We start from the raw sequence: 21323 nt of genomic DNA on the forward strand, positions 1-21323 counted from the left end.
GCTGTGGGCCCGGGTCCGTCAGCGATCGGTGCGGCCGTCGTCGTCGGTGTCGTGGAACTGGTCTTCGAGATCTCGGAGGGTGACGTCGTCCTGGTCCTTGTCCGTGCGGGGCCGCTCGGGAGCCTGCTCGCCGAGGAAGTCCGGGTCGTCTTCGGGACCACGGTACCGGGACACACGCTCGGGGGCGGCGGGCGCACGACCGAGCAGGAACCAGAGGACCGCGCCGAGGACCGGCAGGATGACGATCAGCACGATCCAGAGTCCGCGTCCCAGCGACCGGATCCGCGGCCGTGGCATGGTCGCGCAGTCGATGACCGCGTAGACCGTGAACGCCACGGCGGCGACGACGACGACGAGCCAGAGACGGACCATGCGGGGAGTCTAGGTCGGGATTCTGTGACCCGACTCATGGTCACGCGTCCGTAGACTCGACGCGTGAAAGTGTGGCTCGTGTACACCCTCGCCCGGCTCGGCATCTTCGCGGCGGCGCTCGTCGTCCTGTTCGTGGTGGGGCTGCCCTGGTACTGGGCGACCATCGGCGCGGCCCTCATCGGGCTGCTCGTGTCCTACATCGCGCTGCCCCGGCTCCGCGACCGGGTGACCACGAGCCTGGCCACCCGGCGGGTGCGACCGGACCACGACGCGGACTCGGACTTCGAGGACGACTTCGTCGACGCCGAGGACTCCGACGCCCCCACCGTGCGGCCCGTGTCGGACGCCGAACGCCACGCGGAGCGCCGGGAGCACCCGACGGCCGACTGAGCGCCGGGACCGGCTGCTCCGTCGCTGCGCTGGCTGCGGTCGCTACGGCTGGACGGCCAGCGTGACCGCGAGGACCACGCCGTACGCCAGTGCTGAGAACGACGACAGCTGCAGCGCGGTGATGAGCTCGCGCGGCTTCCGGGACGTGACGCCGATCACCAGGGCCGGCAGGGCGAGCAGCAGCGTGAAGTACGTGAAGCCGGACCGGAAGTACAGCAGCACGAACCAGAGCAGCGCGACGTAGGGCAGCATCAGGAAGACGCCGTACAGCGTGCGGGCGACCGGGCGACCGAGCAGGACGGCCAGGGTCCGCTTCCCCGCGAGCCGGTCCTCGTCGATGTCGCGGATGTTGTTCACCATGAGCACGGCGCAGGCGAAGAAGCCCGCCGCCACGGCGGCCACCCAGCCGCTCCCGGTGACCTCGCGGATCTGCACGTACTGCGTGCCGAGCACCGCGACCAGGCCGAAGAAGACGAACACGAAGACCTCGCCGAGGGCGTTGTACCCGTACGGCTTCTTGCCACCCGTGTAGAACCACGCGGCGACGATGGCGGCCGCGCCGACGAGCAGCAGCCACCAGAGCTGCGTGAGCACGACGATGACGATCCCGGCGACCGCGGCGAGCCCGAAGAACGTCAGCGCGACGGTGAGGACCGTCCGCGGGGCGGCGAGACCTGCCCCCGTGAGGCGTGCGGGTCCGACGCGGAACTCGTCGGTGCCACGGACGCCGTCCGAGTAGTCGTTGCTGTAGTTCACGCCGATCTGCAGGAACAGCGCGACGAGCAGCGCCAGGATCGCCAGCGCGAGGTGGCCGTCCTGCTGCAGGTAGGCGCCGAAGTCCCCGGTCGTGCCGCTGTCCACGAAGCCGACGGCGGTGCCGAGGACGACCGGGACGACACCGAGCGTCAGGGTGCGGAGGCGGGCGCCGCCGATCCAGTCGCTCGCGGTCGCGCGTCGCTTCGTCCGTGCCGGTCCCGCGGCCTTCGCCGGGTTGCCGGAGCGGCCCTTCTTCTGGGTCGTGTTCTTCGCTCGTGCCACGACCGTCAAGCGTACCGGCGTCAGGCGTCCGGATCGGCGACGGCGCGGACGGCCCGACGGTCGGGTTTGCCGGACGCGAGCATCGGCACGGTGTCCACGAGGACCACGGCCGCCGGACGTGCGGCTCGACCGAGGGCGGCTCCGACGTGGTCCCGGACCTGTTCGAGGTCGAGGGGCTCGGCCGTCACGACGACGGGGACATCGCCCCACTCCCCCGACGACCGCCGTGTCACGACGGCGCCCTCCTGGCCGGGGAGCTCGCGGACGAGTCGTTCGACGGCCCCCAGCGGGACCTTCTCCCCGCCGGAGATCACGACGTCGTCGAGCCGCCCGAGCACCCGGACGCGGCCGTCCTCGACCTCGGCGGCGTCGCCCGTGCGGTACCACCGCAGGCCGTCGCGCACGACGAAGGTCGACGCGGTCCGGTCGTCGTCGCCGAGGTACCCCTCGGCGAGCATCGGGCCGGCGAGCTGGAGTTCGCCGTCGACCAGCTCGGTCCGGACGGTCCCGAACGGCACGCCGTCGTAGACGCAGCCGCCACTCGTCTCGCTGGCACCGTACGTGGTGACGACCCGGACGCCTGCGGCGACCGCCCGGGCCCGGAGCGGCGCCGGGGTCGACTGCCCGCCGACGAGGACCGCGTCGAAGCCGGCGAGTGCGGTCGCGGCGCGCTCGTCGTCGAGCACGCGGGCGAGCTGCACGGGGACGAGCGAGGTGTACCGTCGCGGTGCCGCGGGCCCCGTGACGAGCCGCTCGGCCGCGTCCGCGAACGCCGCCGCCGTGAAGTGCCCCGGCGCGACGACGCTGGGGGCGGTGCCCGCGGTGACCGACCGCGTCAGGACGTTGAGGCCCGCGATGTAGTGCGTCGGCAGCGCGAGCACCCACCCGCCCGGTCCGCCGAGCGCCGCGTCGGCGGCGGCGGCCCCGGCGAGGAGCGCCTCCGACGACAGCGCCACCCGCTTGCCGGTGCCCGTGGACCCGCTCGTGGTGACGACGAGGGCGACCCGCTGCTGCACCGCGGCCGGTGGCGGCGTCGGCAGCGCCGGGGCGTCCTGGTCGACCGGCAGCAGTGCGGGGCCGCCGGCGAGTGCCGCCTCCAGGCCGCGCAGCACGGCCAGCGGGTCGGACGCGTCCAGCGCGACCAGTGGACGGGTCATCAGTAGTGCCAGGGGAAGGACGTCCACTCGGGGGCGCGCTTCTCGAGGAAGGAGTCGCGGCCCTCGACGGCTTCGTCCGTGCCGTACGCCAGGCGGGTGGCCTCGCCGGCGAAGACCTGCTGGCCGACCAGCCCGTCGTCGACCGCGTTGAAGGCGTACTTGAGCATCCGGATCGCGGTCGGGGACTTGCCGAGGATGGTCTGGCCCCAGCGGATCGCCTCGCGCTCGAGGTCCGCGTGCGGGACCACCTTGTTCACCGCACCCATCTCGTAGGCGCGCTGCGCGGAGTACTCCTCGGCGAGGAAGAAGACCTCCCGCGCGAGCTTCTGGCCGATCTGCTTGGCGTAGTAGGCGCTGCCGTACCCGCCGTCGAACGAGCCCACGTCGGCGTCGGTCTGCTTGAACTTCCCGTGCTCGGCGCTCGCGATCGTGAGGTCGCAGATCGCGTGCAGGGAGTGCCCGCCGCCGGCTGCCCAGCCCGGCACCACGGCGACGACGACCTTCGGCATCATCCGGATGAGGCGCTGGACCTCGAGGATGTGCAGGCGGCCCATCGAGGCCCGCGCGGCCGCGGGGTCGACACCCTCCGGCGGTGCACCCTCGTCGCCGACGTACTGGTAGCCGCTCCGACCCCGGATGCGCTGGTCGCCGCCGGAGCAGAACGCCCAGCCGCCGTCCTTCGGGCTCGGGCCGTTGCCCGTGAGCAGGACGACGCCGACGCGGGGGTCCTGCCGGGCGTCGTCCAGGGCCCGGTAGAGCTCGTCGACCGTGCGCGGACGGAAGGCATTGCGGACTTCGGGCCGGTCGAAGGCCACTCGGACGATGCCGTGGTCGACGTGCTTGTGGTAGGTGATGTCCGTGAAGGAGGCGGCCACGGGGGCCTCGGTCCAGACGTCGGGGTCGAACAGGTCGGAGACGGGAGCGGGCATGCTCCCACGGTACTGCCGCTCGGACTACGCGCTCATGTCGGTCAGGAGCTCCGGGGCCACCATGACGACGAGCACGATGAGGATCACCGGGTTGGCGAAGAACGCCAGGACGACACCGATGGCGCCGTACCAGCGGCCGAGTCCCCCGACGGCCGCGATGAACCCGAGGATGGCCGCGATCAGGGTCAGGAACACGACGACGAAGCAGATGCCGAACGCGAAGGTGGTGTCGCCGCCCATGTACACCGCGAAGGCACTGGCGTCGACGGCCGCGGAGACGACGGCGAGCCCGAGCGCCAGCTTGCCGGCGAGGGGGCTCTTGCGCTGCCGCCGGGCCGATCCCTGCTGCTGGCGCACGTCGACGGTGTTGTTCCGCATCAGCCGAGCGAAGTCGTCGGTCCCCGACGAGGACGTGGTTCGTGCCGACGAGGCTCGTGCGGCACGCGCCTTCGCGGCTGGCGACGTGGCTGCTGGGGCGTTCGCTGCTCGGGACGACGACGGGCTTCGTGACGACCGCTGGTGCGGATCTGGCGTCACGGAGCCTCCTTCTGTCGTCATGGCCGCGGGTCGACCTCGGCCGACCGATGCATGCTAATGCCCTGCGCTGGCGGTCCCCTCCGAGGAACCGTGAGGTCCGCTGGGCAGCAGTCGAGGGCCGAGGGACGGCGTCCGGACGGCACGGGGACGGACCGACGCTGGGAGGATGGGGACGTGGTCCCGTCACTCCCCGCCCTCACCGACCTGCTCGCCGACGCGCACGTGGTCGCCCTCCCGATGCGCGTCCGGTTCCGCGGGATCACCGTCCGCGAGGCCCTCGTCCTCCGCGGCCCGGCGGGCTGGACCGAGTTCTCCCCCTTCGTCGAGTACGACGACCAGGAGTCCGCCGCCTGGCTGCGTGCCGCGATCGACTTCGGCTGGACGGACCACGAACCCGCCGCTGACTCCGTGCCGGTCAACGCCACGGTGCCGGCGATCGCATCGTCGGCCGTCGCCGACCTGCTCGGGCGGTACCCCGGCTGCACGACGGCGAAGGTCAAGGTGGCCGAACCCGGCACCACGGTCGAGGACGACGTCGCCCGTGTCGCCGAGGTCCGGCGGGTGATGGGGCCGGACGCCGCCGTGCGCATCGACGCGAACGGGCTGTGGAGCGTGGACGAGGCCGTCGTCGCGCTGGAACGCCTGGCGCCCTTCGACCTGCAGTACGCCGAGCAGCCGTGCCGCACGGTCCCCGAACTCGCGGAACTGCGACGCCGGATCGACGGCCTCGGGGTGCGGATCGCTGCGGACGAAAGCGTCCGCAAGGCCTCGGACCCGCTCGCCGTCGCCCGGGCCGGCGCCGCGGACGTCCTCGTCGTCAAGGCGCAGCCCCTCGGCGGGATCACCGCGGCGCAGGCCGTCATCGCCGAGGCCGGGCTCCCCTGCGTGGTGTCCAGCGCACTGGACACGTCCGTCGGGCTCGGGATGGGGGCGTTCCTCGCGGCGTCGGCGATGTCCGCGGGCTACGCCGCGGGCCTCGGGACGGCCGTGATGTTCGAGGGGGACGTCACCTCGGCGCCGCTCCTGCCCACAGCCGGGAGGATCCCCGTCCGCCGCGTCGACGTGTCGCCTGAGCTCGTGGCGCGCTTCCGTGCCGCGCCCGAGCGGGCAGCGTGGTGGCGGGCGCGGCTGGAGCGCGTGCACGCGCTCCTCGCCGGCGCGTAGCGCGGCCGCCGCCCCCGGCACGCACCCGCGGCCGCGGCGCGGCCGCCGCCCCCGGCCCGCGCCCGCGCGGTCCCCGGCCCGCACCCGCGCGGTCCCCGGTGAGACGCGCTGCTCGCAGCGTCCTGCGCCGCGCGCCGCGCGCCCGCCGCCGCCGCCGCGGGCGCCGCCGCCGCGGGCCGCCGCGGGCCGCCGCGACCGGTCGCGACACCCCGCTCACGTCCGTCGAGCGGTCTGGTCTCGTCGGCCAGCGCCGGCGTTGACGACGTCCTGTGACCGCTGGGCGCACGTCCTGCGGGGTGTTGCGACCACTCGACAAGCCCCGGATGCCGCCCCCGCCCCCGTCGCCGCGCCTTCCCCGAACGCCGCACCGCGCACCGCGCGCCGCCGCGGGGCGCCGCGACCGGTCACGACACCCCGCTCACGTCCGTCGAACGGTCAGGTCTCGTCGGCCGGCGCGGGCGCCGACGACGACCTGTGACCGCTGGGCGCACGTCCTGCGGGGTGTTGCGACCACTCGACAAGCCCCGGATGCCGCCCCGGCCCCAGATGCTGCGCCGGCCCGGATGCCGCGCCGGCCCCGGATGCCGCCCCGGCCCCGGATGCCGCCCCGGCCCCGAACGCCGCGCCGGCCCCGGACGCCACACCACGGACCGGACCCGGACGCACCGGGGGCCCGGTGCGAGGCGGACCTGCACCGGGCCTCCTGGGAGGACGCGTCAGCGACGACTCACAGACCGGAGTAGCTGTGCAGCCCCTTGAAGAACACGTTGACGACCGAGAAGTTGAACATGACGGCGCCGAAGCCGATGAGCGCCAGCCACGACGACCGCGCTCCGCGCCAGCCCCGGGTCGCACGGGCGTGGATGTAGCCCGCGTAGATGACCCAGATGATGAACGTCCAGACTTCCTTGGTGTCCCAGCCCCAGTAGCGACCCCAGGCACGCTCGGCCCAGATGGCACCGGCGATGAGGGTGAAGGTCCACAGCACGAAGCCGACGAGCAGGACGCGGTAGGTCAGGACCTCGAGCCGGTCGGCGTCGGGCAGGGTCTCCATGAACCGGAGCTTCTTGGCCGCACCGCTGTGCCCGAGCCGGTAGGTCTGCACGAGCTGCGACACCGCGAGACCCGCGCCCAGCGCGAAGAACCCAGTGCCGGAGATGGCGACGAACACGTGCAGGACGAGCCAGTACGACTGCAGCGCAGGCTGCAGCGGGACGACGGGGACGTAGTAGTTCACCGTCGCGATGCCGAGCAGGATGATCGTCAGGCCGGTGATGAAGACGCCGAGGAACTTCAGGTTCTGCCAGAGCTGCACGAGCAGGAAGATCGCGATGATCAGCGCCGTGCCCGTGAGGGAGAACTCGAACATGTTGCCCCACGGCACGCGGTCAGCCGCGATGCCCCGGAGGACGACCGCGCCGACGTGCAGCACGAGCGCGAGGATCGTCATCGCCATGCCGACGCGTTCGAACCGCGAGCCGCCGCCACGACCGGAGCCGGACTTGACGGGGGCTTCGACGCGCTCGAGCACGACGGTGCCGCCCTGCACGGTGGCGACGGTCTTGGCCTGCCGCTTCGACGCGCTCGCAGCGACGTCCGCGCCGCGGTCGGCGCCCTCGGCGACGCGGACGTCACCGGAGCGTTTGGCCATGTCCAGCGCGAACGAGATGAACGCGATCACGTAGACGGCCATCGCCGAGTACGTGAGGACGACCGAGTAGGTCGCGAGGTTCGCAGTCATGTCATTCACGAGGGCATCCTAACTCCGAGGTCCGACAAGTGTCGGTTGGCGATCTCGGCGACGGCGCGCTCGAGGTTGGGGTCCTCGCCGCGGGCCAGGCCCGCGTACTCGAGGTCGTACTCGCCCTGGTCGGAACCGGTCCGGGGCACCGCCTTGACCCACACGCGTCGGCGCGGGACGAACAGCGAGGTCAGCAGCCCGAGGACGCTGAGGATCGCGAACCCGCCGACCCACAGCTGCGAGGGGTCGTGGTGGACGTCCAGCGACACGTACCGCTTGACGCCGTCGAACGTGATGGACCCGGCGCCGTCCGGCAGCGTCTTGGTCTGCCCCGGCTTCAGCTGGACGCTCGGGGACGCGGCCTTGGTGCCGGCGATCTGCGTCAGGCCCTTGGTGGAGAGCTGGTAGACGCTGCGCGGCACGCCGTCGTCGAGCCCGAGGTCACCCGTGTAGACCTGCAGGCTCAGCACCGGGTTCTCGGTGTCCGGGTAGGACGACGAGAACGCCCCGGTGGACTGCTTGACGGCCGTCGGGTAGAAGAAGCCGACCATGCCGAGCTGCGTCGGGGACGCGTCCGGCACCTTGATGACGCCGGTGGAGGTGTAGTTGGCGTCAGCGGGCAGGAACGGCACGACGTCCTTGAGTGCGACGTTGCCGTCGCCGTCCCGCACGGTGACCTGCATGGCGTAGCCGTTGCCGAGCAGGTAGACGTTGGTGCCGCCGATCGACAGCGGGTCGTTCACGCCGAGTCGCTCGGTGGACGCGTCGCCGCCCTTCTCGCGGCTGGTCACGGTCGCCGAGTAGTCCAGCGCCTGCCCGAGGGCGTTGAGGTTCCGCTCCTCGTACTTCGTGACGAACTTGTCGAGCGTCAGGTTGTAGCCCTTGAGGTCGGTCTGCTGGAACCAGCGCCCCGGGTTGAACGAGTCGTAGGACCCGAGGACGTTGGAGAACGTCTGGCCCTCCACCAGCAGGCGCTGTCCGGTGTACCCGAACCCGCCGCCGATGCCGACGGCCACCAGGACGCCCACCAGTGCCGCGTGGAACACCAGGTTGCCGGTCTCGCGGAGGTACCCGCGCTCCGCGCTCACCGAGTCGCCGAAGCGTTCGACCCGGTACCCGGACCGCTTCAGGACGGCGGCGGCGCGCGAGATCGCGTGGTCGACGGACGGGAGGCTCGTGGCCGCGTCCGTCGTGTCGCCGCCGTCCGTCAGGGTGTCGCGCTGCACGGCCGCGCTGCGGAAGCCGGCGAGCCGCGTCAGTCGCGCCGGGGTCCTCGGCGGGCGGGTGCGGAGCGCCTGCCAGTGGTGCCGCGTGCGAGGGATGATGCAGCCGATGAGGGAGACGAAGAGCAGCAGGTAGATCGCCGAGAACCACACGGACGTGTAGGTGTCGAAGACCTGGAGCTTGTCGAGGATCGGGTAGAGCGTGGTGTGGTCGGCCTTGTACTGCACGACGCCGTTCGGGTCCGCGGTGCGCTGTGGCACGAGCGAGCCCGGGATCGCCGCGAGGGCGAGCATCATCAGCAGGAACAGCGCCGTGCGCATGCTCGTGAGCTGGCGCCAGAAGTACCGGACGTAGCCGAGCACGCCGAGCTTCGGCTGGTTGACGCCGTCGGAGGGCGCCTGTGCGGTGCCGTCGACGTGGTCGGACGGCCGCTGCGGGTCGGAGGCGACGTCGGCGCCGGACTCGTCGGGGGTCTCGTTCGTGGGGTCAGACCGCGGGGACAAAGCTCTGGATCACCGCCCCGGCGCTCGACATGACGGCCGACCAGATGCCGGTGACCATGAGCAGGCCGATGACGATCAGGATGGATCCTCCGATGATGTTGACGGTGCGCATGTGGCGCTTCACGGCGCGGATCGCTCCGGCCGCCCACCCGGCGCCGAGGGCGACGAGCAGGAACGGGATGCCGAGCCCGAGGCAGTAGGCGACGCCGAGCCACATGCCCTGCCAGGCGCTGCCGGACTGCACGCTGAGCAGGTTGATGGCGGCGAGCGTCGGGCCGAGGCAGGGGGTCCAACCGAGGCCGAACACGATGCCCAGCAGCGGGGCGCCGACGAGCCCGGTCGCCGGGGTCCACGAGGGCTTCAGCGAGCGCTGCAGGAAGGTGAACCGGCCGATGAACACCAGCCCCATCAGGATCACCACGACGCCGAGGACCTGCGTGATGACGTCGCGCCAGCGCACCAGCCAGAAGCCGAGCGCGCCGAAGACGGTCGTGTAGGCCACGAACACGACGGTGAAGCCGAGGACGAAGAGCAGCACCCCGAGGACGACGCGCCCGCGACCCCGACGACCGGCGTCGGCGATGCCGCTGACGTACCCGAGGTACCCGGGGACGAGCGGCAGGACACACGGCGACAGGAACGACACGAGCCCCGCCAGCAGCGCCACCGGGAGGGCGACGAGCATCTGCCCGCTGAGGATCGCGTCGGAGAAGGGGTTGCCGCTCATGGGGTCAGGACGCCTTGAGCTCGTCGCTGACCAGGGTGTCGAGGATGCTCGTGCCGTCGACGGCGCCGAGGACGCGAGCCGCGACCCGGCCCTTCGTGTCGAGGACGATCGTCGCGGGGACGGCGTTCGGTGCGATCTGGCCGGACAGGGCGAGCTGCATGGTGCCCGTGTCGGCGTCGAGCACCGTCGGGTAGTCGACCTTGAAGGTGCGCTCGAAGGCGGCGGCGGTGGCGGCCTGGTCACGGACGTTGACGCCGATGAACTGGACGTCCTTGTCGGCGTACTCCGCCTGGACCTTGCTGAGGTACTTGGCCTCGGCCCGGCAGGGCGGGCAGCTGGCGTACCAGAAGTTCAGCACCACGACCTTGCCGCGCAGGGCCTTCGACGAGACGCGCTCGCCGTCGGAGTCCTTGGTGGAGAAGTCGACGGTGTCCTTGCGGTCCTTGGCGGAGACCTCGGTCACCGCACCGTCGCCGGAGATGTAGTTCTGCGTGGTGCCGTTGCCGTACTGCTTCGCCAGGGTGTCGCCCCCGCCGGAACACCCGGTCAGGGCGAGGGCGGAGACGAGGGCCGTCGCACCGACCACGACAAGACGCTTCCTGATGCTGCTGACGGTCACACTGCTCCTTCGTCGATCGCGGACGCGCGCAGTTCCAGCGCGGGGTCCGCGTACCCGACCTCGGTGAACCGACCGTTCGGCGTGGCGGGCACACGCTCGAGGGTGGTGATGCTCGACAGGTCGCAGCGGCGCTTGCGCGGGTCGTGCCACAGGGGCTCCCCCGCGAGTCGCCGGTGGACCATCCAGATCGGGAGCTGGTGGCTGACGAGGACGACGTCGCCGTCCTCGACGCTCTCCCACGCGGTGGTGATCGCAGCGACCATGCGGTTCGCGATCGACTCGTAGGCCTCACCCCAGCTGGGACGCCAGGGGTTCGCGATCCAGGGCCACTCGGCCGGGCGACGGACCGAGCGCTTCGTGAACCCGGGAGGCTGGCCCTCGTACCGGTTCGTCGGTTCGATGAGCCGTTCGTCGAGGGAGACGTCGAGCCCGTACAGCTCGGACCACGGAGCCGCGGACTCCTGCGTGCGCTGGAGCGGTGAGGCCACGATGCGGCGGACGTCCACCCCGGCGGTCTTCCACGCGGTCGCCGACGCGGTGGCCATGCGGGCGCCGAGCTCGCTCAGTCCGAAGCCCGGGAGCCGTCCGTAGAGCACACGGTCCGGGTTGTGTACCTCGCCGTGTCGCACGAGGTGGATTCGGGTCGCGGGCATGGGTTCCAGTCTAGGTCGATCCACCGACCCCACTGCCCGCCCAGCGGATCCACGGCTTCGGGACCGTTCAGCCGAGGTGCCCGGAGAGCCTGCCGTGCAGGGCGATGGACCCCGTGTTCAAGTTGACCACCTCGACGCTCGAGCCGTGCTTGGCGAACCGCTGCTCGATGCCGTCGAGGGCGGCCACCGTGCTGGCGTCGAAGACGTGGGCCTCGGACATGTCGATCACGACGCGCTCCGGGTCGTCCGCGTAGGAGAAGCGCGTCACGAGGTCGTTCGACGACGCGAAGAACAGCGCACCGCGCACCCGGTACCGCACGGTGCGCTCGTCGACGGGCTCGCGCACGACCTCGACCACGTGCGCGACCCGCCGGGCGAACACGAGGGCGGCGACGACCACGCCCACGAGCACCCCGGTCGCGAGGTTGTCCGTCGCGACGACCACGAGCACGGTGATCACCATGACGGCGGTCTCGCCGAGGGGCATCCGACCGAGCGTGCGCGGGCGGATGCTGTGCCAGTCGAACGTCGCCACGCAGACCATCAGCATCACCGCGGTGAGCGCCGCCATCGGGATCTGCGCGACGACGTCGTGCAGCACGATCGTCAGGACCAGCACGGAGGCCCCGGCCGCGAAGGTGGAGATCCGGGTGCGGGCGCCGGCGGTCTTCACGTTGATGACGGTCTGCCCGATCATCGCGCAGCCTCCGGTCCCGCCGAAGAACGCGGAGGCGATGTTCGCGACGCCCTGCCCCCACGACTCCCGCCACTTGCTCGACCCCGTGTCGGTGATCGCGTCGACGAGCTGCGCGGTGAGCAGCGTCTCGATGAGGCCGACGATCGCCATGCCGAACGCGTACGGCGCGATCGTCGTCAGGGTCTCGAAGGTGAAGGGCACGGTGATGCCGTTGAACCCGGGCAGTGCCGTGGGCAGCGCACCCTCGTCGCCGACCGTCGGCACCGCGATGCTGAAGACGACCGTGATGAGCGTGATCACGACGACCGCGATGAGCGGCGCCGGCACGGCCTTGGTGAGGAAGGGGAAGGCGACGATGATGCCGACGCCGAGGGCGGTGAGCGGCCACACGACGAAGGGGACGTCCGGCCCGAGCAGGTTCGGCAACTGGGCCGTGAAGATCAGGATCGCCAGGGCGTTCACGAACGCGACGTTCACGCTGCGCGGGATGAACCGCATCAGCCGGGCGACCCCGAGGAACCCGAGCACGAGCTGCGTCAGGCCGCCGAGCACGATCGTCGGGACGAGGTAGTCGATGCCGTGGTCGCGGACGAGCGGGGCGATCACGAGCGCCACCGAACCAGCGGCGGCGGAGACCATCGCCGGGCGACCGCCCACGATCGAGATCACCACGGCGATCACGACGCTGGAGAACAGCCCGACGGCCGGGTCGACACCGGCGACGACGGAGAACGAGATCGCCTCGGGGATGAGCGCGAGCGCGGTGACGATCCCCGCGAGGACCTCGCGCGAGAGCAGCCGCGGCGAGCGGAGGGCCGAGAGGACGGTCGGGGCGTGCATGGTGGTCGACATCACCGCCGACTCTACCGTCACGTGAGGGTAGAGTCCCACCAGCACCCACCCGAGGAGGTCTGCCACCATGTCCGACGTGACCCAGACCATGCACATCGGCGAACTCGCCGAGCGCGCCGACATGTCGCTCCGTACGATCCGGCACTACGACGAGGTCGGCCTGCTGGTGCCGAGCGGCCGCACCACCGGCGGCTTCCGCGTCTACACGGACGGCGACCTCGAGCGGCTGCTGGTGATCCGTCGGATGAAGCCCCTCGGGTTCTCACTCGAGGAGATGGGCGACCTCCTCAGCATCGTCGACGGGCTGCCGGGCGCCGACGCGGACGACACGGCCGCACGGGCAGCGCGCCTCGACGCCTTCCTCGAGGACGCCCGAGCCCGTCACGCGAAGCTCGTCGAGCGGGCGGGCATGGCCGAGGAGTTCATCGGCACGCTCGGCACCCTGCGCGCCGCCCTCCCCTGACTCCCCGGCCCCGGGCGTCCGCAGTGACTGCTGCCAGCGCGGTCGCCGCTGCTCCCACCGCTCCTGCACGCGGTCGTACTCAGCGATCAGGCGCAGTGCCTTCTTCCGTGGGAACTGCGCGAGGAGATCTCGGTTGAACTGCTCACGGATCTGCTGACGTTCGTCCGTCGTTCGACGGATCGGGTACATGATCGTCTCCCTCCACCAGGAACTTCACCACGACCCTGGCGATCGGGTCGTCGATCTGCCCAGGTATCTGCATCTCGTACATCGCATCGACGGCTCGGGCGCCGATCTCGCTCCGCGCCACGTCTCCGGCACAGATCATCTCGATCGCCCACGTCACCTGAGCCCACCGGTGCGCGCGTTCGTTCCGGTCACGTTCCTGCCGCCACCGGACGGTCGACCAGACGACGCCGATGCCGGTACCAGCGAGCGCCAGCAGCGAGCCGACGACCGTCGCGACCGCCGCGGGCGGCCAGGCCGCGAGCACCTCGGTCCCCGCCGTCATGAGGACCTCCTCCCCTGCTCGCGACCCGGCCACGTCGAGAACGCTACGGAGCACCCGAGCCGAGCCGAGCCTCCCGTCCGCCTCCGTGGAGAACGCCCGACGTGAGCCGCGCTGTGGAGGAGCAAGATCCCGCGCACCTGGACCGCCGCGCCCGTCCCGGTAGACTCGACGACCGTGATCGAACGCACCCGCATCAGCGACCTCGCAGCACTCCCCGACGGTCCCGTCTCCGTGGCCGGATGGGTCGAGACCGTCCGCGACCAGAAGAAGGTGCAGTTCGTCGTGCTCCGCGACGAGACCGGCGCCGTCCAGCTCGTCAACCCCGCGACGCGTGAGGCCGTGGAGGGCGACGACGCCTCGGCGACCGCGCTCGCCACGACGGAGTCGATCTCCGGTCTGGCGCACGGCTCCTTCATCCACGTGACCGGCACGCTCAAGCACGACGAGCGCGTGAAGCTCGGTGGCCTCGAGGTCAAGGTCGGCGACCTGACCGTCGTCAGCGCCGCCATCCCGGAGACGCCGATCGCGGACGACTCCTCGCTCGACAAGCGCCTCGACTGGCGCTTCCTCGACCTGCGCAACCGCAAGCAGAACCTGATCTTCCGCATCCAGACGACGCTGGAGCACGCCTTCCGCACCTACTGGGTCGAGCGCGACTACATCGAGATCCACACCCCGAAGCTGATGGCGTCGGCATCCGAGTCGCGCGCCGAGCTCTTCCAGCTCGAGTACTTCGAGACGACCGCCTACCTGGCGCAGTCGCCGCAGAACTTCAAGCAGATGGCCCAGCCCGCGGGCTTCGGTGCCGTGTTCGAGATCGCCGACGCCTTCCGCGCCGACCCCTCGTTCACCTCGCGCCACGCCACCGAGTTCACGAGCGTCGACGCCGAGTTCTCGTGGATCGAGTCGCACGAGGACGTCATGGCGATGCACGAGGAGGTCCTCGTCGCCGGCATCACGGCCGTCAAGGAGAAGTACGGTGACGCGATCCAGGAGGTCTTCGGCTTCGAGCTGCAGGTCCCGTCGACGCCGTTCCCCCGCGTGACCCTGGCCGAGGCCCGTCAGATCGTCGCCGACAGCGGCCACGACGTCGTCCGCGCCGACGGTGACCTCGACCCCGAGGGCGAGCGCCGCGTGTCGGCCTGGGCCAAGGAGCACCACGGCTCCGAGTTCGTCTTCGTCACCGACTACGACGCCTCGATCCGGCCGTACTACCACATGCGCCACGCCGACGACCCGACGCTCACGAACAGCTACGACCTGCTGTTCAACGGTGCGGAGATCTCCACGGGCGCGCAGCGCGAGCACCGCGTCGACGTCCTCACCGCGCAGGCGGAGGAGAAGGGCCTCGACCCGGCCGAGCTCGGTTGGTACCTCGACTTCTTCCGGTACGGCGTGCCGCCGCACGGTGGGTTCGGCATGGGCCTGGCGCGCGTGCTGATGCTCATGCTCGGCGAGCCGTCCATCCGCGAGGTCACCTACCTGTTCCGCGGCCCGACGCGCCTCACCCCGTAGGCACTGCGGCGGCGCTGACCGCCGGCGCACGTCGCACAACCGAGACCGGCTCGAACCGCGGATGTCCGTGGTTCGGGCCGGTTTCCGTTGTGCGCCGCCACGGCGAACCGGCGGCGGCGGCGACGACGGCGGGCGCAGGCGAAGGGCGCAGGCGCAGACCGACGCAGCCGCGCCGCGGACCCGCGCGGCAGGCCCGCGCGCGTCAGGCCCGCGCGGCCGCCCGCTCGAGCGCCGCGGCCAGCCGAACGGCATCGACGCGCCAGTTGCTGTGCACCCGGCCGTCGATGAGCACGACGGGGATGTCCTCCGCGTACTCGTGCCGGAGCGCCTCGTCGTCGAGGATCGACCGCTCGGTCAGCGTCACGCCCGGGTGGGCGGAGACGACGGCCTCGACGACCGGTCGGGCGTCGTCACAGAGGTGGCATCCGGGCTTGGTGAGGAGCGTCACGGCTGGCATGGAACCAGGGTAGACCGCCCGGGAAATGCGAAAGCCCCGGCGAACCGGGGCTTCTGCGGCAAGTCCTTCGACTTACTTCTTGTTGCGACGCTGGTGGCGCGTCTTGCGAAGGAGCTTGCGGTGCTTCTTCTTCGCCATGCGCTTGCGACGCTTCTTGATGACAGAACCCATGTGGACCTCGCTCGGACTGATGGTGATGTACGGACACCGGGCCGATGAAGCCGCGGAAAATCAACCTGCCCGATGCTACCGGAGCGCGACTGTGATGTCGAACGCGCCGGCTCGCCGGGGCTGGTCAGCGCTAGCCGACGTCGGCGATCCCGCCGCGCAGGACCTCGGCGACGGCGGACTCCGGCACGCGGAAGGACCGGCCGAAGCGGATCGCGGGGAGCTCCCCCGCGTGGACCATCCGGTACACCGTCATCTTCGAGACGCGCATCATCTCGGCGACCTCCGCGACGGTGAGGAAGCGCACGTCGTCGAAACTGCCGGCCATGGTCCGCCTTCGGTCGCTCACGCTCGGACCCGAACGCGGGAGATTGGTGTGACCTGAGTGGTCACTGGCAACTGTAGGGGCGCGTGCGGCCTCGTGTCCAGACTCGCGGGTCAGTCCTGATCGGGCCGTTTGGTGAAGCGGCGCCGCGAGGTCTCGACGACCTTCCCCCACCCCTGCTGCGCGCCCGAGAACGCCGCGGTGGCGCGGTGCGACGCCTCGGCCATGACGCGCCCGAGCTCGATGCCGACCTCCACCGTGGCCTTGCCCGCGACGCCGTTCCGCCGCACCGACACCGGCTGCCCGTCGGGCGTCCACGCGGTGGTCGCCAGCGTGCCGTCGGCGTCGACTGCGCCGGTGAACGGCAGGACCCACTCCTCGATGTGCAGCAGCGGCTCCGGGTCGAGCCGGTAGTAGCGGTGCTGCCCTTCTTCCCGGGAGGTGACGAGGCCGATGTCCCGGAGCACGCGGAGGTGCTTCGAGACCGTGGGCTGGCTGACCCCGAGCTTCTCGACGAGCTGACCGACGCTGAGCTCCCCCGCTGTGGCGTCGGAGCCGTACGCCGCGAGCAGCGTCCCGAGGAGCTCCCGCCGCGTCGGGTCCGCGACCACGCTGAAGATGTCGGCCATGGGGAGAGGCTAACCGGCCGACCGCGGATGTACCATGCGATGCGTCCCGCCCATGTCCTCGGAGGCATACGATGCTCGATCGCACGGAGCCCCCGAAGGTCCTGCCGACCCCGAGTCGCAAGCGACCCTCGCGCATCGGCACGGTGCTCCGCTCGTCACCGTCCCGTCTGGCGATCGTGGTGTTCGTCGCGCTGATCTTCGTCTTCACGGCGCTGTTCATGACCCCGCTCGCGGCGGCCGACGGGGAGTCGACGCACTTCGCGGACGCGCTGTTCACCGCCGCGTCCGTCGTCTGCGTCACCGGGCTCGCCACCGTCGACATGGCCACGCACTGGTCGGTCTTCGGCAAGACGCTCGTCGTCATCGGCACGCAGATCGGTGCGGTCGGCGTGCTGACCTTCGCGTCGATCCTCGGCCTGTTCGTCACGCGGAAGCTCGGGCTGCGCGCCAAGCTCATGGCCGCCGGGGACTCCAACCCGCTCCGGACGCACCACGGCGCCGTGCCCGAGGGCCAGGCCGTCCGGCTCGGCGAGGTCGGCACCCTGCTCGCCACGGTCGCGGTGAGCACCCTGTCGATCGAGATCGTGCTCGGGCTGCTGCTCCTGCCGTCGGTGCTCCTCGCCGGGATGCCGTTCTGGACGGCGGTCGGCGACTCCTTCTACTACGCGGCGATGGCGTTCACGAACACCGGCTTCGCGCCGAACGCCAGCGGGCTCGACCCGTTCGCCCACGACTACTGGTTCCTGACGCTGCTGATGATCGGCGTCGTCGCGGGCTCGATCGGCTTCCCGGTCATCCGCGCCCTGACGAAGCAGCTCCGGACGCCCCGTCGGTGGCCGATCCACGTCAAGCTCACGCTCGCGACCAGCGCGGTCCTGCTCGTCGGCGGTGCGGTGGTCTACATCGCGCTCGAGGCCTCGAACCCGGCGACCTTCGGCCGCGAGGGCGCCGGTCGCACCGCGTTCCAGGCCCTGTTCCTGTCGACGATGACCCGCTCTGGCGGCTTCTCCCTCGTCGACTTCGACCAGCTGAACGGGTCGAGCCTGCTCGTCACGGACATGCTCATGTTCATCGGCGGCGGCTCCGCGTCGACCGCCGGCGGCATCAAGGTCACGACCCTCGCGGTGCTCTTCCTGGCCGCGGTGGCCGAGGCCCGTGGGCGCCAGAGCATGGAGGCCTTCGGCCGCCGGATCCCGAGCGACGTGCTCCGCGTCGCGGTCGCCGTCGTGCTGTGGGGAGCGACCATCGTCGCCGTCGCCACGGTCGTCCTGCTGCAGATCACCCACGATTCGCTCGACCGCGTGCTGTTCGAGGTCATCTCGGCCTTCGCCACGTGCGGGCTGTCCTCCGGCGTCTCCGCCGACCTGCCGGAATCCGGCAAGTACGTGCTCGCGGCCACGATGTTCCTGGGCCGTGTCGGTACAGTGACCATCGCCGCAGCACTGGCTGCCAGCCAGAGCCGGCAACTGTTCCGCCGTCCCGAGGAGAGGCCGATCGTTGGCTGACCGAACCCGCCCGCCGCACCCGCTCGGCGCCGTCAGCCACGACGCACCCGTGCTGGTGATCGGCCTCGGCCGCTTCGGCGCCGCCACCGCCGGCCAGCTCGAACGACAGGACCGCGAGGTCCTGGTCGTCGACACCGACGCCGGTCTGGTCCAGAAGTGGTCGGACCGCGTCACGCACGCCGTGCAGGCGGACGCCACCGACATCGACGCCCTGCGGCAGATCGGTGCGGGCGACTTCCCGATCGCCGTGGTCGGCACGGGCAGCGACCTCGAGTCGAGCGTGCTCATCACCGCGAACCTGGTCGACCTCGGCATCCCGCAGATCTGGGCGAAGGCGATCAGCCGCTCGCACGGCACGATCCTGTCGCGCATCGGCGCCAACCACGTCGTCTACCCCGAGCGCGAAGCCGGCGAGCGCACCGCCCACCTGGTGTCCGGCCGGATGCTCGACTTCATCGAGTTCGACGACGACTTCGCCGTGGTCAAGATGTTCCCGCCGCGCACGGTGCGCGGGAAGGACCTGGCCACGACCGTCATCCGCACGCGCTTCGGCCTGACGGTCCTCGGCATCAAGCCGCCGGGAGAGCCGTTCGTGCCCGCCACGCCGGAGAGCGTGATCGGCGAGCACGACGTGATCATCGTCTCCGGGTCCACCACCGCGCTGGAGCGCTTCGCAGCCCTGGAGTGACCACAGGACAGACTGGGCCCACGCCGCCGGTCCCTGGCTGACGCGCCAGCGGCAGACAGGCCGTGCCGGTGGCGGGAGGCTCGTTGCGGCGCCGCCACGAGCCTCCCGTCTGTCGACTGGTTGCGTCTAGAGCTTCGACAGCTCCTCGGCCCGTGCGATGGCCGCGTCCGCGGCCCGGCGGAGCGTCGCGGCGAGGTCGGCGTCCTGCAGGACCGCGACCGCGCGCTCGGTGGTGCCCTTCGGGCTCGTGACCGCACGGCGGAGGTCGGCGGGTTCGCGACCGGAGCGCTCGAGCAGCTCGACCGCGCCGCGCATCGTGCCCTGCACCATCGTCTCGGCCTGCTCCGGGGTGAAGCCGAGCGACTCGGCGGCCTGCTGCCACTGCTCGATGAGCAGGAAGACGTACGCGGGGCCGGACCCGGACACGGCGGACAGGGCGTCGAGCCGGTCCTCGGGGACCTCGATCACGGAGCCGGAGACGTCGAACAAGCTCGATGCCAGCGCGACGGCCGCGGCGTCGGCGGACGCGCCCCCGCTGATGCCCGTGACGCCGTGGCCGACGCCGATCGGCGTGTTCGGCAGTGCCCGGACGACACGGACGGAGTCGGGGACACGGGCCTCCATCGCTGCGGTGGTGACGCCGACCGCGACGGACACCACGACGGCACCGGGCTCGAGGTCACCGGCCACCTCGTCGAGGAGGTCACCGATCACGAAGGGCTTCACGCCGAGCACCACGACGCCCGCCCCCCGGACGGCGGCACGGTTCGCGTCCGGGTCGGTGTCGGTCGCGTGCGCGTCGAGCCCGCGTTCGCGGTGCGCCGCCGCTGACGCCTCGGACTTCGTCGTCAGGACCACCGTCTCCGGGGCCAGGCCGGCGGCGAGCAGGCCGTCGAGGACCGCGCCGGACATGGAACCGACGCCGAGGAGGGCGGTGCGGGGCAGTTCGATCGTCATGGCCCGACCCTACCGAGCAGGCTGCCCGTAGGATCGAGCAGCAGGTTCGAGACAGGGGTCACAGTGAGCGCTTCCGGAGGCAACCGGGCCATCTTCGCCGCACTCGGTGCGAACGTCGGCATCGCGGTCGTGAAGTTCATCGCCGCCGCGATCAGCGGGTCCGCGTCGATGCTCGCGGAGGGCGTGCACTCGCTCGCCGACTCCGCGAACCAGCTCCTGCTGCTGCTCGGCGGCCGACGCGCCCGACGCGCCGCGGACGAGGAGCACCCGTTCGGCTACGGCCGCGAGCGCTACGTCTACGCCTTCGTCGTCTCGATCGTGCTGTTCTCCGTCGGCGGTGTGTTCTCGCTCTACGAGGGCATCGAGAAGTTCGCCGACCCGCACCCGCTCGACAACTGGTGGTTGCCGATGGTGGTGCTCCTCATCGCGATCGGGCTCGAGGGCTTCTCGCTCCGCACCGCACTGAAGGAGGCGAAGCCGAACAAGGGCTCGCTCTCGTGGGTGCAGTACGTGCGCCGGGCGAAGGCACCGGAGCTGCCCGTCGTGATGCTCGAGGACACCGCAGCCCTGGTCGGGCTCGTCTTCGCGTTCTTCGGCGTCGGCCTCACCGCGCTCACCGGCAACGGGGTGTTCGACGCGATCGGCACCGTGCTCATCGCCGTGCTGCTCATCGCCGTGGCCCTGGTGCTCGGCATCGAGACGAAGAGCCTGCTCGTCGGCGAGGGTGCCAGCGCCGCGGACGTGACGGCGATCAAGGCGGCCGTGCTCGACGGCCCCGAGGTCGAGTCGATCATCCACATCAAGACCCTGTACCTCGGCCCGGACGAGCTCATGGTGGGCGTGAAGGTGGCGGTCGACGGGGACCGACGGCTCGGGGACGTCGCGGCGGGCATCGACACCGTCGAGCAGCGGGTCCGCGCGGCCGTCCCGATCGCCCGGGTCATCTACGTCGAACCCGACGTGCTCCGCACCGGGCCGCGTCCGCCGACCGAGGCGATCGTGATCCGCGCGGTCGACTAGCGCTCAGCGGCGTCAGCGTCAGCGGCGCTCGCGGAAGAAGTCGTCCAGGAGTGCCGCGCACTGCTCCTCCAGCACGCCCGCCACGACCTCGGTCCGGTGCGGCAGCCGGCGGTCCCGGGCGATGTCGTAGACGCTGCCCGACGCCCCGGCCTTCGGGTCCCAGGCGCCGAACACGACCCGGGGCACGCGGGCCGCGAGGACCGCACCGGCGCACATCGGGCAGGGCTCGAGCGTGACGACGAGCGTGTGCCGGTCGAGGTGCCAGTCCCCCGTCGCGGCCGCGGCTGCCCGGAGCGCGATGACCTCGGCGTGCGCGGTCGGGTCCTGTGTCGCCTCGCGTTCGTTGCGTCCGGTCGCGACCACGGCACCGTGTTCGTCGAGCACCACGGCGCCGACGGGCACGTCCCCGGTGGCGAGGCACGCCCGGGCCTCGTCGAGCGCCCGTTCCATCGCCGCCACGTACGGACGGGCGGCGGGGTGCT

At 71.5% G+C, this 21323-nt stretch carries 25 protein-coding genes; 7 read left to right on the forward strand and 18 right to left on the reverse strand.

What is annotated here, in order from left to right:
* Positions 1-18 precede the first annotated feature (18 nt).
* Entirely contained in the window at positions 19-372 is a 354-nt protein-coding gene (locus ITJ68_RS14770; protein ID WP_194662242.1) for a PLD nuclease N-terminal domain-containing protein, read from the reverse strand.
* Positions 373-435: 63 nt separating this feature from the next.
* On the opposite strand from ITJ68_RS14770, the gene ITJ68_RS14775 reads away from it, so the two are divergent.
* Entirely contained in the window at positions 436-762 is a 327-nt protein-coding gene (locus ITJ68_RS14775) for a DUF4229 domain-containing protein (RefSeq protein ID WP_194662244.1), read from the forward strand.
* A gap of 42 nt (positions 763-804) precedes the next feature.
* On the opposite strand, the gene ITJ68_RS14780 is transcribed toward ITJ68_RS14775, so the two are convergent.
* From ITJ68_RS14780 to ITJ68_RS14795, 4 genes are read right to left on the reverse strand one after another with little or no spacing between them, the layout of a single operon-like run.
* Entirely contained in the window at positions 805-1809 is a 1005-nt protein-coding gene (locus ITJ68_RS14780; RefSeq protein ID WP_194662246.1) for a 1,4-dihydroxy-2-naphthoate polyprenyltransferase, read from the reverse strand.
* 11 nt (positions 1810-1820) lie between these two features.
* On the reverse strand, positions 1821-2957 hold the full coding sequence (locus ITJ68_RS14785) for an AMP-binding protein (protein ID WP_194662248.1): 1137 nt from the start codon (positions 2955-2957) through the stop codon (positions 1821-1823).
* Positions 2957-3886, reverse strand: a complete 930-nt coding sequence (locus ITJ68_RS14790; RefSeq protein ID WP_194662250.1) for a 1,4-dihydroxy-2-naphthoyl-CoA synthase — start codon at positions 3884-3886, stop codon at positions 2957-2959. Before ITJ68_RS14790 ends, ITJ68_RS14785 begins: the two co-directional genes overlap by 1 nt.
* Before the next feature lie 24 nt (positions 3887-3910).
* On the reverse strand, positions 3911-4264 hold the full coding sequence (locus ITJ68_RS14795; RefSeq protein WP_194662252.1) for a hypothetical protein: 354 nt from the start codon (positions 4262-4264) through the stop codon (positions 3911-3913).
* Between the two features lie 333 nt (positions 4265-4597).
* Here ITJ68_RS14795 and ITJ68_RS14800 point away from each other — a divergent pair, with 333 nt between their 5' ends.
* Complete coding sequence (locus ITJ68_RS14800) at positions 4598-5587, forward strand: o-succinylbenzoate synthase (protein WP_323743334.1); 990 nt, start codon at positions 4598-4600, stop codon at positions 5585-5587.
* A gap of 727 nt (positions 5588-6314) precedes the next feature.
* On the opposite strand, the gene ccsB is transcribed toward ITJ68_RS14800, so the two are convergent.
* The 6 genes from ccsB to ITJ68_RS14830 form a co-directional block, all read right to left on the reverse strand.
* Positions 6315-7328 (reverse strand): c-type cytochrome biogenesis protein CcsB, encoded by a 1014-nt coding sequence (ccsB, locus tag ITJ68_RS14805; protein ID WP_194662501.1) that lies wholly within the window; start codon positions 7326-7328, stop codon positions 6315-6317.
* 5 nt (positions 7329-7333) lie between these two features.
* Positions 7334-9055, reverse strand: coding sequence for a cytochrome c biogenesis protein ResB (gene resB / locus ITJ68_RS14810; RefSeq protein ID WP_194662255.1), 1722 nt, complete (start codon positions 9053-9055; stop codon positions 7334-7336).
* Complete coding sequence (locus tag ITJ68_RS14815; protein WP_194662263.1) at positions 9039-9782, reverse strand: cytochrome c biogenesis CcdA family protein; 744 nt, start codon at positions 9780-9782, stop codon at positions 9039-9041. Before ITJ68_RS14815 ends, resB begins: the two co-directional genes overlap by 17 nt.
* A gap of 4 nt (positions 9783-9786) precedes the next feature.
* Positions 9787-10401 (reverse strand): TlpA family protein disulfide reductase, encoded by a 615-nt coding sequence (locus tag ITJ68_RS14820; RefSeq protein WP_194662264.1) that lies wholly within the window; start codon positions 10399-10401, stop codon positions 9787-9789.
* Positions 10398-11054: a histidine phosphatase family protein gene (locus ITJ68_RS14825; RefSeq protein WP_194662265.1), complete on the reverse strand. Its 657-nt coding sequence runs from the start codon at positions 11052-11054 to the stop codon at positions 10398-10400. Before ITJ68_RS14825 ends, ITJ68_RS14820 begins: the two co-directional genes overlap by 4 nt.
* Before the next feature lie 67 nt (positions 11055-11121).
* Positions 11122-12603: a SulP family inorganic anion transporter gene (locus tag ITJ68_RS14830; protein WP_194662266.1), complete on the reverse strand. Its 1482-nt coding sequence runs from the start codon at positions 12601-12603 to the stop codon at positions 11122-11124.
* 67 nt (positions 12604-12670) lie between these two features.
* On the opposite strand from ITJ68_RS14830, the gene ITJ68_RS14835 reads away from it, so the two are divergent.
* On the forward strand, positions 12671-13066 hold the full coding sequence (locus ITJ68_RS14835; protein ID WP_194662267.1) for a MerR family transcriptional regulator: 396 nt from the start codon (positions 12671-12673) through the stop codon (positions 13064-13066).
* Between the two features lie 142 nt (positions 13067-13208).
* Here the strand turns inward: ITJ68_RS14835 and ITJ68_RS14840 are convergent, their stop codons facing one another.
* Positions 13209-13577: a hypothetical protein gene (locus tag ITJ68_RS14840; protein ID WP_194662268.1), complete on the reverse strand. Its 369-nt coding sequence runs from the start codon at positions 13575-13577 to the stop codon at positions 13209-13211.
* A gap of 174 nt (positions 13578-13751) precedes the next feature.
* Between ITJ68_RS14840 and aspS the strand changes: the two genes are divergently transcribed.
* Complete coding sequence (aspS, locus tag ITJ68_RS14845) at positions 13752-15092, forward strand: aspartate--tRNA(Asn) ligase (RefSeq protein ID WP_194662269.1); 1341 nt, start codon at positions 13752-13754, stop codon at positions 15090-15092.
* A 202-nt stretch (positions 15093-15294) separates the two neighbouring features.
* On the opposite strand, the gene ITJ68_RS14850 is transcribed toward aspS, so the two are convergent.
* The 4 genes from ITJ68_RS14850 to ITJ68_RS14865 form a co-directional block, all read right to left on the reverse strand.
* Complete coding sequence (locus tag ITJ68_RS14850; protein WP_194662270.1) at positions 15295-15549, reverse strand: glutaredoxin family protein; 255 nt, start codon at positions 15547-15549, stop codon at positions 15295-15297.
* A gap of 72 nt (positions 15550-15621) precedes the next feature.
* On the reverse strand, positions 15622-15720 hold the full coding sequence (locus tag ITJ68_RS14855; protein ID WP_003792170.1) for a 30S ribosomal protein bS22: 99 nt from the start codon (positions 15718-15720) through the stop codon (positions 15622-15624).
* A gap of 130 nt (positions 15721-15850) precedes the next feature.
* Positions 15851-16045, reverse strand: coding sequence for a helix-turn-helix domain-containing protein (locus ITJ68_RS14860; RefSeq protein ID WP_071270101.1), 195 nt, complete (start codon positions 16043-16045; stop codon positions 15851-15853).
* 110 nt (positions 16046-16155) lie between these two features.
* The gene (locus ITJ68_RS14865) at positions 16156-16671 is read right to left on the reverse strand and encodes an ArsR/SmtB family transcription factor (RefSeq protein ID WP_194662271.1); all 516 of its coding nucleotides are present in this window, start codon (positions 16669-16671) and stop codon (positions 16156-16158) included.
* 71 nt (positions 16672-16742) lie between these two features.
* On the opposite strand from ITJ68_RS14865, the gene ITJ68_RS14870 reads away from it, so the two are divergent.
* A complete protein-coding gene (locus ITJ68_RS14870; RefSeq protein WP_194662273.1) occupies positions 16743-18176 on the forward strand; it encodes a TrkH family potassium uptake protein in 1434 nt (477 codons plus the stop codon).
* Positions 18169-18864: a potassium channel family protein gene (locus tag ITJ68_RS14875; RefSeq protein WP_071270072.1), complete on the forward strand. Its 696-nt coding sequence runs from the start codon at positions 18169-18171 to the stop codon at positions 18862-18864. Before ITJ68_RS14870 ends, ITJ68_RS14875 begins: the two co-directional genes overlap by 8 nt.
* Positions 18865-18990: 126 nt before the next feature.
* Here ITJ68_RS14875 and proC read toward each other — a convergent pair whose 3' ends face one another.
* Positions 18991-19821 (reverse strand): pyrroline-5-carboxylate reductase, encoded by an 831-nt coding sequence (gene proC / locus ITJ68_RS14880; protein WP_194662276.1) that lies wholly within the window; start codon positions 19819-19821, stop codon positions 18991-18993.
* Positions 19822-19884: 63 nt separating this feature from the next.
* Here proC and ITJ68_RS14885 point away from each other — a divergent pair, with 63 nt between their 5' ends.
* Complete coding sequence (locus ITJ68_RS14885) at positions 19885-20841, forward strand: cation diffusion facilitator family transporter (RefSeq protein WP_194662277.1); 957 nt, start codon at positions 19885-19887, stop codon at positions 20839-20841.
* Between the two features lie 18 nt (positions 20842-20859).
* Here the strand turns inward: ITJ68_RS14885 and ITJ68_RS14890 are convergent, their stop codons facing one another.
* Positions 20860-21291, reverse strand: a complete 432-nt coding sequence (locus ITJ68_RS14890; RefSeq protein WP_194662502.1) for a nucleoside deaminase — start codon at positions 21289-21291, stop codon at positions 20860-20862.
* Between the last annotated feature and the right edge of the window lie 32 nt (positions 21292-21323).

Origin of the sequence: Curtobacterium sp. VKM Ac-1395 (genome assembly GCF_015350975.1) — a bacterium.
Taxonomy (GTDB): Bacteria; Actinomycetota; Actinomycetes; order Actinomycetales; family Microbacteriaceae; genus Curtobacterium.